The organism is Streptomonospora wellingtoniae (genome assembly GCF_031845375.1).
Classification (GTDB): domain Bacteria; phylum Actinomycetota; class Actinomycetes; order Streptosporangiales; family Streptosporangiaceae; genus Streptomonospora; species Streptomonospora wellingtoniae.
The window spans coordinates 143,663-160,516 of the sequence record NZ_JAVREK010000003.1; the positions used below are offsets into that span (position 1 = coordinate 143,663).

Genomic DNA, 16,854 nt, shown 5'->3' on the forward strand with positions numbered 1-16,854 from the left:
GACGACATGCCCGCAATGCGGGACGAAGAACCGGATTCCCCCGGATGAGCAGGGAACACCCCGCTGTGGGGCGTGCCACAGCCCGCTCCCGTGGGTGGTGGAGGCCGGAGACGCCGACTTCGCCGAGATCGCCGACCAGGCGTCGATGTATGTCCTGGTGGACCTGTGGGCGCCCTGGTGTGGGCCGTGCCGGCAGGTCAGTCCCGCGCTGGAGGAGGTGGCCGCGGAACAGGCCGGCCACCTCAAACTGGTCAAGGTCAATGTAGACGCGGCGCGCGGTGTGGCCGAGCGCTTCGACGCCTATTCCATCCCGACCCTGGTGCTGCTGAAGAGCGGGCGAGAGGCGTCGCGCCAGGTCGGAGCGTTGCCCAAGCGGGCCCTGCGCGAGTGGGTCGCCAACGCGACCGCCTCCCAGTGAGCGGCGGATCGCGGCCTTCGGACGGGCCGTTCGGCCGACCCGTCACCGCGTTGGCCGCTTTGCAGTCGTCGGTGTAGAGCGTTGCCATCCTGCAACATCGAGCTCAATCGCCTGGAAGGCACCTGCTCATTCTCGTTCAATACAAAAGGCCGCCATATCAACTGGAAATCCATTAGCAAGCGCGCGTGTGCTCCATCGTCGCTCGGCGGTCACGGGCGCGGACAGTACACGGCGTCACATTGCGGCATTGACGGCGGAGATCCGGTCGATTAAATGGCAGGTAGCGGCACTATTCGGGAGCGGTCGGAACCAAATCAGATAACTTCTAATCCGTAGGTCGCAGGTTCGAATCCTGCCAGGTGCGCCCATCATCGCAGGTGAGCGGCTTGAACGCAGCCACTCACCTCCGAGATTCGGGCCGCGTGTGCTCCACGTGTGCTCTTATTGCGGCACCGTGTCGAAGCCGCAGGTCAGCGAGACAACGGCTCCCGGACTCTTGCGCGGAGGTTCACGGCACGATCCCGAACCGACCGGGCGCTGGCTGATCCGGCACGCCGGATTCGGCCGCCGCAGCGGCACGTAGCGCCGCACACGCGCGCACAGGGCACGTGCCACCGAGCCCGGCAACGACGAACCAGGCCGTGCCCGATCTCAACTCCGCTCCGGCACGTCGGCCGGACCCAGCCAATCAAGGCCCATGCCGCCCTTCTGCACCGTAGACGCCTTCGCCGACGCCCCCTTAGCCGGCAACCCGCACTCATCACCCCCTTGGACGAGGACTACACCGACACCCGGTCGAAGCGGATCGGGACGAGCCGTGATCACGCGAGGACGTCCGGTCGCGCCTGCACGATGGTGCGCCGGCTGACGGCCCAGATGAGGAGTCCGCAGAGGGCAAAGGCGCCCCCGAGAACGGCGGATCCCGTCCACCCCGCAGCGGAGTACACCGCGGTGGTGGCGGTTGCCCCGAGGGAGGAACCAAGCGAATAGAACAGCATATAGCCGCCGATGGCGCTGCTCGTCTGGTGCGGGTAGGCCTCGGTGAGCAAGTGCTGATTGCTGACGTGCACCGCCTGGACAGCGAAGTCGAGGGCTAGGACACCGACGGCGACCAACCAGAGCGACCAGGTCGCCTGTCCGGATGCCAGCCAGGACGCGGCTAGCAGTACGAGTGCGCCTACCGTGACGAGTTGGGCGTGACCGGCGTCAGCCCATCGCCCCGCTCGTGCAGCCCCCAGGGCGCCGGCGAGTCCGGCGACTCCGAAGAGGCCGATCTGCGCTGTGCTCAGGTGCCACGGTTCGGCTGCAAGCGGAAGCGCCAGCCCGCTCCAGAGCGCGCCGAAGGAAGCGAACAGGAAGAACGCGATCAGCCCGCGCGAAACGAACAGAGGCTCGCGGAAGAGACGCCCGAGTGAGCCCAGCACCTGGCCGTATGTCGCCTGAACGCTGCGATGCTCCGCCGACAGCAGCCTCAGGACGAGGAGGCTGAGCACGATGAGGAGCACGGCCAGCGCTAGGTAGACGCTTCGCCATCCCCAGAGCGCAGCGAGACCTCCCGCGAACACGCGCGCTCCGAGAATGCCGATGATGACCCCGGAGGTGACGGCTCCGAGCGTGCGGCCCCGATCCGCTGCTGTCGCGAGGTCGGCGGCGAACGCGACAGCGGTCTGGACTACGACCGCGAACAGGCCAGCGACGGCGAGTCCGGCAAGCAGGAGCCAGAGCCGGGTCGCGGCCGCCGCCACCATCATGGCGGCTGCGGCGAGGAGCAGTTGGCCAGCGATGAGCTTGCGCCGATCGAGCATGTCTCCCAGAGGCACGAGCAAGGCCAGGCCGATCAGATAGCCGACCTGCCCGGTTGCCACGATCCATCCCAGGTCGGCTTCCGGCACCCCGAGGTCGCGACCAATCTGAACGAGTACGGGCTGCGCCACGTAGATCGTCGCAACGGCGACCGAGCAGATCGTTGCGAGCAGCATCCTCCGGCCGAACGTGAGACTCACGACCCCTCCAATCAGTAGCAGATTGCAACCGATTGACGGTAAGGCAGAATGGTTTCAATCCGCAACTCACCAGGAGGCGCGATGACCCACACCGCCCGTTGCGGCGACATGGACTGGACCGACCCTCCATGCCCGGTCGCGCGCACGCTCGACCTAGTCGGAGAACGGTGGAGCCTGCTGATCGTGCGCGACGCGATGGACGGCGCGCGATCGTTCGGTGACTTTCAGCACCGCACCGGAATCGCACGCAACATCCTCAGCGACCGCCTCCGGCGCTTGGTCGAGCGCGGCATCCTCAAACGACAGACGGCGCCCTCGGGACGTCGACAGCTCTACGTACTTACCGACGCTGGACGCGACCTCTTCACCCTCATCGTGGCGATGCGCCAGTGGGGTGAGCGACATGCGTTCGCCCCAGGTGAGGCCCACTCTGTCCTCGTCGGCGACAGCGGGCTCCCGATGGCCGAGCTACGCCCCACCGACAGCCACGGCTCCACCGCGAATGTCAATACGACCGCTGTCCTGCGGGAGGACTGAACGCCCGACACTGCACTTCGCTTCCAAGGGGACCACGTCAATACCCACGCGGCTCGGCCAGCCTCGAGCCGGTGCCACTTTCAACACTCCTGCCGCCCAATACCCAGCAGCACGATCTCACTCGCGGTTCTTCCGGGCATGAGCAGCAAGAAATCGTCGAAGCTGTGGCTGATGAGCCGCTCCAACTCGTCCACGCTGGGCCCGTCGCGGTGGCCGTAGTGCCCGATCAAGGCCGCGTAGCGCGGGATCCAGGTGTAGCCGGGTCCGAGACGGTCGTTGACGGGCCGGAAATGAAGCAGAGCTGACGTCTTGCTGGCGCCCTCAATCCTCATATCCGTGGAGGCCGCGGTCACCGAGGGATAGTGCGCTCACGGACCGAGGGTGGCCGCGGCTGCCGAGCGGAGTATCAGGAGCAGGTCCGGCCCTCCAGGGGGCGGCGCGGCCGCCCCCTGGAGGGCCGGAAAGCGTCCATCCGGGCCGTTGCACCGCCATTGAGGGCGATCAACGGCCTCGTCCACTCCCCTGAGGTGTGAGGGCGTGCTTGTGCTCGACCGCAACGCAGTCGGCTGCGGCCATTTCAGCGAGGTCGGCGACACGGGCGGAAGCCCGGCCGTCGCCGAACGGGCTAGCGCATCGCGCAGGCTGAGCGGTGGTCAGGGTGGCGATGACGCCACCCGCCGACGGAGGCTCGAGAACGGCATCGGGTACACACGCCTTCGCCAGCGTTCGCACCGGCGGCGTCAGCGCAATCGCGCGGGATCCCAACCGGGCTGTGGCAGACGGCAGCCGACACCTTAGCCCTGACATCACCCGGCAACCACCGTCTACCCTGCTCCCGCCCTCCGGCAGATCCTCACTGCTCGTCGGTGGGTTGCGATGCCTCGACGCTCTCGGCCAGCGCACGGGTCCGGCGCGCCGAACGCACCGTCCACGGCAGCACGCACAGAAACCCCCCGAAGACGACGATGCCGACCATGTTGATCCACCTCAGGCCGTGCGGGGCCATCAGGAGGGCGGCGATGTTGGAGCCCAGCCCGAGGCTGAAGACCACACCGCAGACCCAGGCCAGCCACCGCGGATCCGACCAGCGCTTGACCGCCCTCATCTGCCCAAGCAGGTGGACGACGAGCCCGTCGACCTCCGGATCCTGCGAACGCCGGCCCTGGCGCAGCTTCCGGCGCGCGGCAATGAGCGCGTCGGGGTCGGTCTCCGGCGGCAGCGGTGCGGGATTGACTCGGCGGGCGAACCGCCAGAAGAACACACCGCCGACCCCACCCGCGGCCCACGCCAGCCACGCGGGCATGTCCTGCCCGGTGCGCGACCCGATCTGCCCAGTCGCCGTGAGAAGACCCGTCATCGCGCCGAACAGGACGCCGGCGAGCACACCGGCGACCAGGGCGGCACGCTGCGGCCGGCTCTGCACTCGGAGCTGCATCCGCACCAGACTGCGGTGCCACCCGCGAAGGACCCGCTCGTCCACGGACGCACCCTCTCCTTCCGAACCCGATCACACGCGGCCCCACCACCGAACACCGTATCCCCGCGGCGCACCCCCACGGAGAACGACGACTGGCCGCGCAACGCAGCCCGACGCCGCGAGACCGCGCCCGCCCGACTCCCTCCCCCGGAGGCAGAGGCAGCCTCCGGGGGAAGGCAGGGCGGGGCTACGCGCTACTCGGGCAGGCCACGGCCGAACTCGGCGCTACTGCCGTCCAAATGAGGGTGGCGCCGCCGAATGTCAGCGACCCCTGCGCGGCGAGCCCCTCAGGGCGGCGTAGAGCACGGTGATGGCGCCGTTGCCGCCGTTCTTCCGGGTACGCCCGCGACCAGGTCGAGGTGGTCATAGCCGGTGAGGTAGCCGTCGCCGTCGACATCGGCCGTGCGCACAACCTCCCCGAACCGGTCGCCCGCGGAAGCACCGCACCCAGCAGCAACGCAGCGTGACCGAAGTGCCCGCCTGACGGTGTCGCGGGGTCTCCACCGGTCACGGTGGGGTAGCCGGATGCGGACGATCGGCTCACGCCGCAGCACCCCGTCCGGTGGGTGCGGGCGGGACACTCAGGCGTCGTGATCTTGCTGTGCCCCGTCTCCGGGACGCGTGCTGCACGGCCGCGCTGAGCCCGCCCCGCGCCCGAATACCGGCTCGGTCCGCCAACCGCGTGTGGCCGTTTCCGCCAGGAACGGGAACGCCGCGGACACGCAGCGCCATCACCCGGCGGGCTCCAGTTTCCCCACGCCCACCGGGTGATCCGCATCATCCGCACGACCACCGAGATCGCCTCCGGCAGGCCCCGGCGCACGACGGCCTACGTCATTACTGACCTCGACACCGCCCGCGTCGGCCCCGAACCGCTGGAGCACCTCATCCGGCGCCACTGGGGAATCGAAGCCCTGCACTATCTGCGCGATACCGCCTTCGGCGAGGACGCCTCGCGGGTGCGGTGCGGGCCGCACCGCAGAACATGGCGATGCAGCGCAACCTGGCCATCCCCGTTCTGGCCGCGGTGGGAAACTGCCGGTGGATCACCGAGGCCATCCGCTGGGTGTCCTCCGACGCGTTCAATCGGCCGCTCGACCTCATCGGACTTCCCTGACCAGCACGGACCTCACAACAACCCGACTTTGCGTTGCCCGTGCTACGCGGGGGGCAGGGCGACGTGGCAGGCGGGGTTGAGGTGGATGGGGATGTCGGGTCCGGACAGGGTCCGGTCTCGGCCAGGATCGCGGCGATGAGATCCCGGCCGCCGGCCCAGCTTGAATGCGTTCACCTCAACTACCGCCCGGACGAAGGAGCAAAACCGCCGCGCAACCCGATCAGTACGGGAATTCCGGAGCAAATAGTACAAAAAACCCCCAAGAAAACCCCACACCCCCAATAAACAAGCGTGGAAAATCCACCACCCTGGACATCGCCGCGAAGCCTGTGTCAATGAAGTAATCCAGCGCATCCCTCGCCCCCTCTTCCAACAATGAGCAACCATTATAGGGGGACATCCACACTTTTCAGCCGGGGGAGGAAGCAAGGCCAGTGCCGACTGGCTGCAGCGCCTTGGCGTCGTCCTGGGCCACATCCACCGGGTCGGGTTTGTAGGACTCGTTGTCGTAGGGATCGACGTAGACGGGACCGCCTCCTCGCGTTGGGCCGTCGTAATAGCCGCCGCCGGTGGACCCGCCGCCCCAGTAGCCGCCGCCACCGCCGCCGCCCCAGCCCGGCGTGGTGATCACGCCGGTGAACCCACCGCCACCGCCGCGGGAGCAGTTGGCGGCCCACTGGCCGATCGCGGCCAGGCAGCGGGCGCCGGCCAGCACCGCGCACAGGCTGGTGAGGATCACGCAGCTCAGCGGGTGGCGGGGTGCTGTTGTCTACGGCGGTGGATTTGAGATGCACTCGTTCACGCTCGCTCAGTATGATATCCGTGGTGGGGACTTTAGTTTTCCGATTTTCACCCCGAAGGGCTGGCCGCCAGACATAGGTTTATTTCTGACGAAAGGTGATCAATGGACGGTATGCAATATGTTGCCATATTGACAGTTGCCATAATCTTTCTAGGTGCTTCGTTCGCGAATTTTAGATACTGGCACCATTTGCAAATGTTTTCAGTGTCGAGGGTGCCCATTTTACGGCGCAGGTACGAGGAAATTAGAGATTCTCAGTATGACGCCTTTAATCGGGTGTTCACGACCGGTTTCCTCCTTTTTGTTTCAATGACATTGTTCGTCAGTTCGAGTATGCACTACTTCAGTTGATGGCGTTCCGTGCACGCACTCGTAGTTGCGGACGGTGGCGTCGCGCAGGCCGAAGCGGGTGGCCAGCCAGTCCTCCAGTCATTCTCCGATAGTCAGTCCGCCGCTGCGCGACTCCGGGGCGTCGGTGGCGATCAGTTCGTCGGCCGACCGGCGAAACCGGCTACCCGCCGGTTTTTCGTTCGCGGCGTCACGGCATCCGAACCGCTTTCTGCTCAGGGCGGTTTCAAAGTCGGGTGTGGATGATGGCAGGGCTGGTCACAGCCCCGTAGCGATCCAGACGAAGCCCGCACACATAACAACGGAGCCCGCTAGAAGAGCAGGGACTCTCACATCTCTGACTTCCAAGGGACTCCGTTGCGCCTCCAGTCTGCCATGCCCTCCTCCGCCCTTACCGCGCCCGCGGCTGCCCCTATTCTGCCCACCGAGGACGCTGACCCCCGCCACGGCCCCGAAGTTCTCGCGATAGGTCCGGAGTGTGCCAGCAAGCACAAATGACCGGAGTGGGGCGGTATGAGCGGATCGCGGCATGAGAAAACGGGCACGGCGCCGTTGGATCATGGAGTTGCTGAGACAACACGATCCATGAAAGCGCCATGCCCGCCCTCACATCCTCCCGCACACGGGCCCAGGCTGCGACCGATGCCGCAGAAGAACCCCTCGCCGGCCTGCTGGACCACCTCGCCCACATCCCCGACCCTCGCCGGCCCCAAGGCATCCGCTACCCGCTGCCCGCGATCCTGGCCATGGTGGTCTGCGCGATGAGCGGCTCCGGCCACGACACCGCGACCGCGGCCGTCGAATGGGCCCACCGCGCCGATGACGCCCTGCTGATGCGGCTCGGCCTGCGCTTCGATCCCCTCACCGGCCGGGTGCCCGTGCCCGCCGAACGCACCGTCGCCGAGGTCCTCAAACACCTCGATGCCCACGCCATCGCGGCGGCCGGGGCCGCCCACGCCGAAGCCGTCGCCGCTCGTTCCGCAGACACGCCCGCCGGGCGCACTCCCGACGGCGTACCCGAACGCGAGCACCACCGCCGGCACAGCGCTCCCGCGAGTCGGCCGCGCCAGGCGTGCCTGGCCGCCGACGGCAAAGCCATGCGCGGATCGCGCCGAGCCGACAACACCCGCGCCGGGGTGTTCCACCTGGCCCGCCACAGCGACGCGGTGGTCACCACCGCCCAGCCGATCGGGGCCAAGCACACCGAGACCGCGGCCTTCACCGGCGCCCTGGACCGCCTAGCCGACGAGGAGCTGGCCGGGCGTGTGACCACGGCCGACGCGCTGCACACCGTGAAGGCCCACGCCTGCTACCTGCACCGGCGCGGGGCCCACTACCTCTTCTACGTCAAGACCAACCGGGCCGCGCTGCACGCGCGCCTGGCCGGCCTGCCCTGGAAGCAGGTGGGCTGGGCCCACGACGAGGGGTGGCGGCGCAACCGCGACCGCTTCGAGCGGCGCCGCATCAAGGTCCTGGCCGCCGACGGCCTGGGCATCGCCTTCCCCCACGCCGCCCAGGTACTGCTCATCGAGCGCCGCACCCGCCGCATCGGCACGGCCCGTACCGCGAAGAAGACGGTTCTGGCCGTCACCGACCTGTCGGCTCACCAAGCGCGGCCCGCCGACCTGGCGGAGTGCCTGCGTCGGCATTGGTCCATCGAGGCCGTTCACCACATCCGGGACGTGACCTGGAGGGAAGATGCGCGCCGGGCCCGCACCGGGGCGCTTCCGGTGGTGCTCGGGTGCCTGGCCGACATCGCCCGCCAGGCCCTTCAGGCTGCGGGGTGGGCCAACCTCGCCTCCGGACGCCGCGCACACACCGATCCGGACAAAGCTCTGCGACTACACCGGATACCGCAGATCAGCGCACCACCGCCATAACGCGAGAACTTCGGGGCCGTGGACCCCCGCGACCGGCGGGGGCGCCGCCACCCGCTGAGCTGCGTGATCCTCACCAGCCTGTGCGCGGTGCTGGCCGGCGCCCGCTGCCTGGCCGCGATCGGCCAGTGGGCCGCCAACGCTCCCCAGCACACCCTCACCCGGCTCGGCGCCCGCATCGCCGACCCCGCCTCGGGCACCCGCCAGGCGCCCAGCCCCGCCACGATCCGCCGGGTGATCACCGCCCTCGACCCGCGGATGCTCACCGCAAGCCCTGCAGCCGAGGACATCGCGGTGCTGGTCCTGGACGGCAAGAGCCTGCGCGGCTCGGCCACCCGGACCACACCGGCCACCCACCTGCTCTCGGCGATGACGCAGACCGGCCACACGGCTGCTCACGTCCGCGTCGAGGACAAGGCCAGCGAGATCGACGCCGTGGCCGGCCTGCTGGCCGGCATCGACATCACCGGGTGCGTGATCAGCGCCGATGCACTGCACACCCAGCGGGCCACAGCCCAGCACCTGGTCGGGCGCGGCGCGGACTACCTGCTGACCGTCAAGGCCAACCAACCCACACTGTTCGCCCAGGTCAAAGCACTTCCATGGGCGCAGGCCCCGGTGCTGGAGGCCGCCCGCGAGCACGCCCACGGGCGCACGGAGGTGCGCACCACCACGGTGCTCACTCCGCTGCGCCCGGCGTTTCCGCACACCGCTCAGGTGGTGCGCGTTCACCGGTGGGTGCGCGAGGCCTGCACGGGCCGAGTCCGGCGCAGCTATGCCTACCTGGTCACAAGCCTGCCGGCCGAACGCGCCACGGCCGCGGAACTCGCGCGCCTGGTGCGCGGGCACTGGAGCATCGAGGCCCGCCACCACATCCGCGACGTCAGCTTCGGCGAGGACGCCTCGCGGGTGCGCGCGGGCAACGCTCCGCAGAACATGGCGCTGCTGCGCGATCTGGCGATCGGTCTGCTGAGCGGGCTGGGGCTCACGAGTATCCCCGCGGCCTACCGGTGGGTGGGATACGACTGCTTCACTCGCCCGCTCGACCTTCTCGGGATCGCGTGACCAGCGGTTACGCCACCGGACTCAGAGAATGAAATCGCCCTGACCGCCACCCCAGTAGCCGCCTCCACCGCCGCCGCCCCAACCCGGCGTGGTGATCACGCCGGAGAACCCTCCGCCACCGCCGCCGGAGCTGGAACCACCGTGGTGGCCGGAACGGCCACCGCCCCCACCGTGGTGACCGCTCCTGTCGCCGCACCCGCCCCTGCGGTAATCCACCAAGGTCGAACCCGAACACGGCGCCGTTCCCGCCGGGTCCGACATGCTCACCGGACTGTTGTTGAAGCGGCGCTGCTGCACCGTGCCCCATTCGGCATCCACCGCGATCTGCGACGTGCCGTTGTGGTCGGCGAACAGCCAATGCAGCGTGGAATCGTCCTCGCGCACCGCCACCGTCTCCCCGGCGTGGGAATAGTAGCGGGTCGCCGCCGTGCCCTCCCCCGCCGTCCAGGTGACCTCCTGGCCCGGCAGATACAGCGTCCACTCACCGCCCTGGCGGCGGATCAGCCGCTGGCCGTCGGCCCCGTAGACGAAACTCGCACTACCGGCCGAACCCTGCACCGAGACGAGATTTCCCTCGGCATCCCAGACCATCTCCTGGTCGCGGTCGCCGGTGCTGCGCGAGACCATGTTCCCGGCCGCGTCGTAGTCGTAGGTCGAGGTGGACGCCGCGCCCCCGGAGTTGCCGGAGTCCCCGGCTCCTTCAACCGTCGTGCTGACCTCGGCCACCCCGTGGGCCGGCCCCTCCCCCTCCGCCCACGGCCCCGAAGTTCTCGCGATAGGTCTGGAGTGTGCCAGCAAGCCTGCAACGACCGGAGTGGGGCGGAATGAGCGGATCGCGGCATGAGAAAACGGGCACGGCGCCGTTGGATCATGGAGTTGCTGAGACAACACGATCCATGAAAGCGCCATGCCCGCCCCCACATCCTCTCGCACGCGTGCCCGCGCCGCGGACGAGACCGCAGAAGACCCCCTCACCAGCCTGCTGGACCATCTCCACGGTCGGCGACCCCCGCCGGCCCCAAGGTGTCCACTACCCCTTGGCCGCGGTCCTGGCCATGGTCGTCTGCGCGATGAGCGGCTCCGGACACGACACCGCGACCGCCGCGGTGGAGTGGGCCCACCGCGCCGATGACGCCCTGCTGATGCGGCTGGGCCTACGCTTCGATCCCGTCACCGGCCGGGTGCCCGTGCCCACCGAACGCACCGTCGCCGACGTGCTCAAACACCTCGACACCCACACCATCGCGGCGGCCGGGGCCGCCCACGCCGAGGCGATCGCCGCTTGCGCCCGGCCCGCACCCGCGCGCCAGACCCCCGACGACGTGCCCGAACGCGAGCACCGCAGAACACTGCGGCGCCCGGCCGCGGCCGAGGGGTCCCGCTGGATCCGCCTGGCCGCCGACGGCAAGGCCATGCGCGGCTCCCGCCGCAGTAACGGCACCCGAACCGGGGTGTTCCACCTGTGCCGCCACAGCGACGGTGTCATCACCGCCGCCGAACCCATCGGGGCCAAGCACACCGAGACCGCGGCCTTCATCCGGGCCCTGGACCGCCTGGAGGCCGCCGACTGCCTGATCACGGCCGACGCGCTGCACACCGTCAAAGCCCACGCCTCCTACCTGCACCGACGCGGGGCCCATTACCTGTTCTACGTCAAGGCCAACCGCGCCCGCCTGCACGAGCGCTTGGCCCGCCTGCCCTGGCGGCAGGTCGCGTGGGCCCACGACGAGGGGTGGCAGCGCAATCGCGACCGCTTCGAGCGGCGCCGGGTGAAGGTCCTGGCCGCCGACGGGCTGGGCCTCGCTTTCCCGCACGCGGCCCAGGTGCTGCTCATCGAGCGCCGCACCCGCCGCATCGGCGCGGCCCGCACCGCCAAGACGACGGTCTTCGCCGTCACCGACCTGCCCGCTCACAAGGCGCGGCCCGCCGAGCTCGCGGACTGTCTGCGCGGGCATTGGCGGGTCGAGGCCGTTCACCATATTCGGGACGTGACCTGGAGGGAGGATGCGCGCCGGGCCCGAACCGGGATGTTGCCGGCGGTGCTGGGGTGCCTGGCCGACATCGCCCGCCAGGCCCTTACCGCCGCGGGGTGGGCCAACCTCGCATCCGGGCGCCGCGCGCACACCGATCCGGACAAAGCTTTGCAACTCCACCGCATACCCCGGATCAGCACATCACCGCCATAGCGCGAGAACTTCGGGGCCGTGCCCTCCGCCGGCGGGGTGTAGGTCGACAGCGTCGTGCCCGAGGCGGCGTGGTCGGTCTCGCTCACCCGGTTGCCGGAGGCGTCGTAGGTACAAGAGGTCCAGTACGCGGCCGCCCCGCCCAGGCCGTCGGCGGCGGGCTCGGCCGCGCACGCGTTCTCCCCGGTGGCCTCAGGGGTCCACACGTCGGTCAGGCGGCGCAGGTAGTCGCAATCGACCCGCCCCGGCCCTCGGACTGATCCCGCCGAGGGTCCGAGCCCGCACCAGAGCCGGGGCGCACCACTCAGTCGTTGGCGGGCGCCCCCGGTCCCGTCGTGGCGTACCGGGCGGTGATGGTGCGGACGGCCTCGTCGACTACTTGGGCGACGCGTTCGGCACTCACCTCCCAGCCCGGCACGAGGAGTGTCGGCCAGAAGACGTAGTTGGAGATCATGCCCAGAAACTGGGTGGCCGCGAGGTCCACGTCCTCGACCCGCACCGTTCCCGCGTCGCGCTCAGCCAGAAGGTAGTCGCGCACGGACTCGAAGTAGGGCATCTTCCCGTGCGAGAACTGCGCGTCAGCCAGCTCAGGGAACCGCGGCAGCTCGGCGATGACGATCCTGAACAGGTCGGTCATCTGGGCACGGCCCAGCAGTTCGGCGTAACGGCGACCGATGATGCTGAGCCCGTCGACGACGTTGCCGGCAGGCGGAGGCTCCTCCTCGTCAGCGGTCGACCAGGACTCGGTCACGATGGCGTCGAACAGGGCGGCTTTGCTCGGGAACTGCTTGAACAAGGTGGCCCGCGAGACGCCCGAGCGCTCTGCAATCCGCGCCAGCGACGTCCGGTCGTAGCCCAACTCGAGAAACAGTGCGGTCGCGGCCGTCACGATCAGCGCGCGCTTCTCCTGGGCGACGCGCTGGTGATACGTCGTCACGACCCTGCTCATGCGGCGAGTATACGAGGTGAGTGGCTTGACTCGCTACTGCCGCCGACCTAGTGTCGAGGGGATGGTGAGTCACTCGGCTCACCACTGGCCGCCGTTCACAACTGGTGATCCCGGTCATTCACCCACGCACTGAAGGAACATCTGATGCCCCGCTACGACAACCAGACCGTGCTCGTGACCGGTGGGACCGGCGGCCAGGGCTCGAGCCACGTGCGCGCCTTCCACGCGGAGGGAGCGAACGTGGTGATCGGCGACATCGACGCGGAGCGCGGCGCCGCTCTCGCCGACGAGCTCGGGACCCGCGCTCGCTTCACCCGCCTTGACGTTACCGACGAGAGCTCGTGGTACTCCGCTGTGCTGGCCGCCGAGAGCTCCTTCGGCGCCCTGAACGTGCTCGTCAACAACGCGGGCGTGCAGAATCCGCCGGCAACGATCGAGAACACCGACCCGGCCACGTGGTCGCGCATCCTCGACGTCAACCTCACCGGGACCTTCCTCGGCATCAAGGTCGCAGCCCCCGCTCTGCGCCGCGCAGCAGGGGGAGCCATCGTCAACGTCGCCTCCACCATGAGCCTGGGCGGCACGGGTCACTACGCGCCGTACGTCGCCGGCAAGTGGGCCGTGCGAGGCCTCACCCGAACGGCGGCACTCGAGCTCGGCCGCGACAACATCCGCGTGAACACCATCCACCCCGGCGTGATCGCGACCCCCTTCATCCACGAACCGGCGGCTGGCGCAACCGCGGCAATCGCCGACTTCTACTCACCCGAGCCGTTCGCCATCCCCCGGCTCGGGGAGCCGACCGACGTCAGCCGTCTCCTCCTGTTCCTCACCTCATCAGACGCGTCGTTCATCACGGGGTCGGAGTACGTCATCGACGGTGGACTCCTCCTCGGCCCCGCCCTTCAGGCCGAGGCCGCATGAGCATTCCAGACACGACCGGTTCGAACGGCTCCGCAGGAGACGCGTCTTTGTCACACCTGCCCAACCGCATCCGAGGAGCCATCGAGATCACCCCTGCCGCAGGCACCCGAGAACGGATCATCGACATCACGACGCTGGGGCGCCGCACCGGCCGAGCACGCCGCATCGAGATCTTCTTCTACCGAGCTGCGGGCACCACCTACCTGTGCAGCGGCGCCGGCGGCGCCGCAACCGACTGGCATGCGAACCTTCTCGCCAATCCCGACTTCACCTTCCACCTCAAGAACGGGATCCGTGCAGATCTGCCTGCGCGGGCCACGCCTGTCATCGACCCAGCCGAACGTCAGGCCGTGCTGGCGGAGATCGTCGCGGATCTCAATCAGCCCCACGATCCCGGCACCATCCGGCCGACTCGGCTCGAAGACTGGGCTGACAGCCGGCTGATGCGCATCACCTTCCGCCACCGGCCGTGATCGCGGATCCCTCGACAGACGACCTGCTCCCAGGGAGCAGGTCGCGCCGCGGGATGCGGGGGCGCCAGTGCTGTGACCGGAAACGTTGACCGGGTCGCATCAGGCGGACACTGACCGATCCGGCGCGCCGGATCGGCCGCCGCCCCGGCACGTAGCGCCGCACAAGCTCGCTCGGGCGAACCGGACACCCAGCCCGTCAACCCGGGTGCCGCTGTGTCGGAGCACCCCTGGGCCTTCGGGCGACACCCCGCCCGGTCCGTGGGGCGCGCGACCTCATCGGACCGGGCGGGGGTCGGCGGGTTCCGGCGTGCTGCCGGGGCGGTGGTCCGCGGGCGGGCGTGTGCAGCGGCAGTGGTGGTGGATGTGGACTTCGCCGACGCTCGCGGCCTGCACCGCCGTCCCCGTCACCGCGCCGTTCACCGTATTGAGGGCGGCCGCACGGGCCTCAGCACGCCGAAGGCGGGCGGCGCGGCCCCGAAGCAGATCCACCAGGGCGCCTGCCAGCGCCCAGCCGAGTCGGGCCAAGAACGCGGCGACCGCGACGGCCAGGCACGGTAAGAGGAGGTCGGCGAGGTGGGGTTCCCGATTCTGGGCAGGGGCGGCTACCAGCAGGGCGCTGCATAAAACGAGCTAAGGACTCCTGGCGCCATGGTCTGCTCTCGCTTCGTCCCTTTCGCGTCCCCGGTCGAGACGGACTCCCGCCTCGATGTGTCCGGGCTCAAGATTGTAGCAACCGGCCTCCTGCGGGCCCCGGGAGGCGCCGCGGCGCCTTTTCCGTTGCCGCGCCTACGCCGTCGGATGGCACCTCGCCTGGGATCCCGCCTTGCAGACTTGCCGGCACCGGCAAGGCTGCTCGCCGACACGGCCAGAACAGCCGGGCGCCACCCCGCCGGCATCCAACACCCGATCGCCTCAACGACCTACCTCGCGGCTGCTGCGGTGGACCTCGTCGCGGTCGTGCCCGCGGCGCAATGGTTCCGGAACCGGTCGGAGTACGCGTACGTCCGTTCCCCTGGAAACCAGTGTCACGCCCCGGACACCGACAAGGGACGGAGACCTCCGTGGACGAGTTCATGAGCGGACTGACCGATCCGCTGATCATCTTCGCGCTGTTCTACATCGCCTGCGCGATCGCGTTGATGTTCACGCCGACGTGGCGCCTCCTTCGGTCCAGCATCTACAGCGGGAGTGAACCCTCATCCGGGGCCATGTGGGTCCTGCGCCTCGCCCTGCTGTCGACCATCCTGATGGTCGCCGTGTTCGCGGTGCTGTACCGCTGATGTCGGGGATCATCGACGCCCTGGTCGACCCGATGCATCTGTTCGTTCTGGTCGGCGTGGTCGCGCAGATCGCGGTGCTGGTCAATCCGACGATCGTCTGGCGGCAGCGAGGCCGCAATCGCCTCGACGCCCTGCCTCCCCGCCTTGCCGCGGTGTTCGTGTGGACGACACGTGGGGCGGCTCTCGCGGCCATCGTGGTGCTGGTCGCCTTCCTGTTCGCCTGATGCCGGGGGTGCGGGGGCGCGCGTCGGGCGCTCTCCGCACCCCGACGCGCGTGGGGGTGCGGGCGGGTGGAAAGAAACCGGAGGAACTGAACTCCTGGCGCGGAGGATTCATATAGTCGGGCTCGCATCGCATCGCCGCGCACCACGTGATCCACAGCAGCAAACCGGCGCTACGCGCGTCGTAGAACAACAGGTCGCCGACCTGGAGGGAGTCGAATGGGTCGGCAGCGCCCTCTCCACCTTGTCTGAGGAGCGACCGTCACGAACTCTGCGGCAGAGTGGCAGATCGAACCGGCGATCGACACCTGATCAGCCTTTCGCTTCGCGGACGTCCTTCCCCTCTTCCGCGAACGCCTTGAAGTCCTGCATGTGCTGTTGCGACTGCTTGCGGAAGGCGCCGGGCATCAGGCGCCCCACCAGACGCATCATCAAACCGCTGAAGCGGTATTCGCTCTCGCTCACCCAGAGCGTTTTCTGCGGACCGCCTTCGGTCAGCGTTTCGCGCACTGCGCTCCACATTCCCTCGCCGACGATCTCGCGATCGAAGTGGACGGCGTGCCCTTTCGGGATCCCGCGCAGGTCTGCCGGTTCCCGACGGGTGATGGTCTCGGTGCACTCCATCCTCTGCTTCCCCATCTGCATCACGACCCGCGATTCGGTACCGACCTGCCCGTGCACCCCACTCAGCGGTTCGTGCAGTACCAGACCCCGCAGCCATTTCGGCATGTGTGCCGGGTCGGCGAGCAGCTGGACTACCCGCTCCCGCGGTAGGGCGATCTCGATCGAGACGGTGTACTTCATGGGGAGTGCTCCGGTGCCGAGTGATAGGGCATGCACATGCAGCCTCACCTCATGCTATTCAGTTACGCCATGTAACCGATTCGCCCGTTCGGCGTGGTCGTGGCGCCTGTCGGTCCGGCACTGCACGCCCCCTGCGGCCCGGACGTCGAGGATGGCGTGAGTGGGGCCGCCCCGAATGTCGTGGATCGCGCCCGGCAGTGCTGGCGAGGGGGCCGCACGCGCGTACGCCTCTTCTGCACCGTGGACAGCCACCTCCCCCGGGCAGCACCGGCAGCAGGCGCAATGGGCGTCCCGGTGAACGGTGAGAGCTCGAAAACGACGGCGAAGAGGGGCGGGGCGGCTCCCGGGCCACCGGGGCCAGCGATTGCGCGCTGCC

Annotated in this window: 17 protein-coding genes; 10 read left to right on the forward strand and 7 right to left on the reverse strand. The window is 69.0% G+C overall.

Annotation, left to right across the window (positions count from 1 at the left end):
- The first annotated feature begins 94 nt into the window (after window positions 1–94).
- Window positions 95–418: a thioredoxin gene (trxA, locus tag RM446_RS04165; RefSeq protein WP_311543742.1), complete on the forward strand. Its 324-nt coding sequence runs from the start codon at window positions 95–97 to the stop codon at window positions 416–418.
- Between the two features lie 821 nt (window positions 419–1,239).
- Here trxA and RM446_RS04170 read toward each other — a convergent pair.
- Complete coding sequence (locus RM446_RS04170) at window positions 1,240–2,421, reverse strand: MFS transporter (protein ID WP_311543743.1); 1,182 nt, start codon at window positions 2,419–2,421, stop codon at window positions 1,240–1,242.
- A gap of 81 nt (window positions 2,422–2,502) precedes the next feature.
- Between RM446_RS04170 and RM446_RS04175 the strand changes: the two genes are divergently transcribed.
- On the forward strand, window positions 2,503–2,958 hold the full coding sequence (locus tag RM446_RS04175; RefSeq protein WP_311543744.1) for a winged helix-turn-helix transcriptional regulator: 456 nt from the start codon (window positions 2,503–2,505) through the stop codon (window positions 2,956–2,958).
- An 80-nt stretch (window positions 2,959–3,038) separates the two neighbouring features.
- Here the strand turns inward: RM446_RS04175 and RM446_RS04180 are convergent, their stop codons facing one another.
- Window positions 3,039–3,290 carry a hypothetical protein gene (locus RM446_RS04180; RefSeq protein ID WP_311543745.1) on the reverse strand — a complete coding sequence of 84 codons (252 nt, stop codon included), beginning with the start codon at window positions 3,288–3,290 and terminating at the stop codon, window positions 3,039–3,041.
- A 521-nt stretch (window positions 3,291–3,811) separates the two neighbouring features.
- Window positions 3,812–4,438: a hypothetical protein gene (locus RM446_RS04185; protein WP_311543746.1), complete on the reverse strand. Its 627-nt coding sequence runs from the start codon at window positions 4,436–4,438 to the stop codon at window positions 3,812–3,814.
- A 961-nt stretch (window positions 4,439–5,399) separates the two neighbouring features.
- Between RM446_RS04185 and RM446_RS24830 the strand changes: the two genes are divergently transcribed.
- Window positions 5,400–5,552 carry a hypothetical protein gene (locus RM446_RS24830; RefSeq protein WP_398694413.1) on the forward strand — a complete coding sequence of 51 codons (153 nt, stop codon included), beginning with the start codon at window positions 5,400–5,402 and terminating at the stop codon, window positions 5,550–5,552.
- Between the two features lie 409 nt (window positions 5,553–5,961).
- On the opposite strand, the gene RM446_RS04195 is transcribed toward RM446_RS24830, so the two are convergent.
- The gene (locus tag RM446_RS04195; protein ID WP_311543747.1) at window positions 5,962–6,291 is read right to left on the reverse strand and encodes a hypothetical protein; all 330 of its coding nucleotides are present in this window, start codon (window positions 6,289–6,291) and stop codon (window positions 5,962–5,964) included.
- Between the two features lie 1,007 nt (window positions 6,292–7,298).
- Between RM446_RS04195 and RM446_RS04200 the strand changes: the two genes are divergently transcribed.
- Entirely contained in the window at window positions 7,299–8,582 is a 1,284-nt protein-coding gene (locus RM446_RS04200; protein ID WP_311543749.1) for an ISAs1 family transposase, read from the forward strand.
- A gap of 18 nt (window positions 8,583–8,600) precedes the next feature.
- Window positions 8,601–9,644 (forward strand): ISAs1 family transposase, encoded by a 1,044-nt coding sequence (locus RM446_RS04205; RefSeq protein ID WP_311543750.1) that lies wholly within the window; start codon window positions 8,601–8,603, stop codon window positions 9,642–9,644.
- A 21-nt stretch (window positions 9,645–9,665) separates the two neighbouring features.
- Here RM446_RS04205 and RM446_RS04210 read toward each other — a convergent pair whose 3' ends face one another.
- Entirely contained in the window at window positions 9,666–10,370 is a 705-nt protein-coding gene (locus RM446_RS04210) for a hypothetical protein (protein ID WP_311543751.1), read from the reverse strand.
- Window positions 10,371–10,540: 170 nt separating this feature from the next.
- Here RM446_RS04210 and RM446_RS04215 point away from each other — a divergent pair, with 170 nt between their 5' ends.
- Window positions 10,541–11,830 carry an ISAs1 family transposase gene (locus RM446_RS04215; protein WP_311543752.1) on the forward strand — a complete coding sequence of 430 codons (1,290 nt, stop codon included), beginning with the start codon at window positions 10,541–10,543 and terminating at the stop codon, window positions 11,828–11,830.
- 301 nt (window positions 11,831–12,131) lie between these two features.
- On the opposite strand, the gene RM446_RS04220 is transcribed toward RM446_RS04215, so the two are convergent.
- Window positions 12,132–12,776 (reverse strand): TetR/AcrR family transcriptional regulator, encoded by a 645-nt coding sequence (locus RM446_RS04220; RefSeq protein ID WP_311543753.1) that lies wholly within the window; start codon window positions 12,774–12,776, stop codon window positions 12,132–12,134.
- 144 nt (window positions 12,777–12,920) lie between these two features.
- Between RM446_RS04220 and RM446_RS04225 the strand changes: the two genes are divergently transcribed.
- The 4 genes from RM446_RS04225 to RM446_RS04240 all read left to right on the forward strand — a co-directional run bounded on the left by RM446_RS04225 (window position 12,921) and on the right by RM446_RS04240 (window position 15,677).
- Window positions 12,921–13,700, forward strand: coding sequence for an SDR family oxidoreductase (locus tag RM446_RS04225; RefSeq protein ID WP_311543754.1), 780 nt, complete (start codon window positions 12,921–12,923; stop codon window positions 13,698–13,700).
- Complete coding sequence (locus RM446_RS04230) at window positions 13,697–14,173, forward strand: nitroreductase/quinone reductase family protein (RefSeq protein ID WP_311543755.1); 477 nt, start codon at window positions 13,697–13,699, stop codon at window positions 14,171–14,173. The genes RM446_RS04225 and RM446_RS04230 overlap by 4 nt, the downstream gene beginning before the upstream one ends.
- 1,061 nt (window positions 14,174–15,234) lie before the next feature.
- Entirely contained in the window at window positions 15,235–15,453 is a 219-nt protein-coding gene (locus tag RM446_RS04235; RefSeq protein WP_311543756.1) for a hypothetical protein, read from the forward strand.
- A complete protein-coding gene (locus RM446_RS04240; RefSeq protein ID WP_311543757.1) occupies window positions 15,453–15,677 on the forward strand; it encodes a hypothetical protein in 225 nt (74 codons plus the stop codon). The genes RM446_RS04235 and RM446_RS04240 overlap by 1 nt, the downstream gene beginning before the upstream one ends.
- A gap of 309 nt (window positions 15,678–15,986) precedes the next feature.
- Here the strand turns inward: RM446_RS04240 and RM446_RS04245 are convergent, their stop codons facing one another.
- Window positions 15,987–16,478: an SRPBCC family protein gene (locus RM446_RS04245; protein ID WP_311543758.1), complete on the reverse strand. Its 492-nt coding sequence runs from the start codon at window positions 16,476–16,478 to the stop codon at window positions 15,987–15,989.
- Window positions 16,479–16,854: the final 376 nt, after the last annotated feature.

What these genes read in the sequence shown, in the direction of transcription:
- RM446_RS04200 (WP_311543749.1), top strand. Translation starts at nt 7,299, where the DNA reads ATGCCCGCCCTCACATCCTCCCGCACACGGGCCCAGGCTGCGACCGAT.
- RM446_RS04225 (WP_311543754.1), top strand. Translation starts at nt 12,921, where the DNA reads ATGCCCCGCTACGACAACCAGACCGTGCTCGTGACCGGTGGGACCGGC.
- RM446_RS04230 (WP_311543755.1), top strand. Translation starts at nt 13,697, where the DNA reads ATGAGCATTCCAGACACGACCGGTTCGAACGGCTCCGCAGGAGACGCG.
- RM446_RS04175 (WP_311543744.1), top strand. Translation starts at nt 2,503, where the DNA reads ATGACCCACACCGCCCGTTGCGGCGACATGGACTGGACCGACCCTCCA.
- RM446_RS04220 (WP_311543753.1), bottom strand. Translation starts at nt 12,776, where the DNA reads ATGAGCAGGGTCGTGACGACGTATCACCAGCGCGTCGCCCAGGAGAAG.
- RM446_RS04180 (WP_311543745.1), bottom strand. Translation starts at nt 3,290, where the DNA reads ATGAGGATTGAGGGCGCCAGCAAGACGTCAGCTCTGCTTCATTTCCGG.
- RM446_RS04245 (WP_311543758.1), bottom strand. Translation starts at nt 16,478, where the DNA reads ATGAAGTACACCGTCTCGATCGAGATCGCCCTACCGCGGGAGCGGGTA.
- RM446_RS04240 (WP_311543757.1), top strand. Translation starts at nt 15,453, where the DNA reads ATGTCGGGGATCATCGACGCCCTGGTCGACCCGATGCATCTGTTCGTT.
- RM446_RS04215 (WP_311543752.1), top strand. Translation starts at nt 10,541, where the DNA reads ATGAAAGCGCCATGCCCGCCCCCACATCCTCTCGCACGCGTGCCCGCG.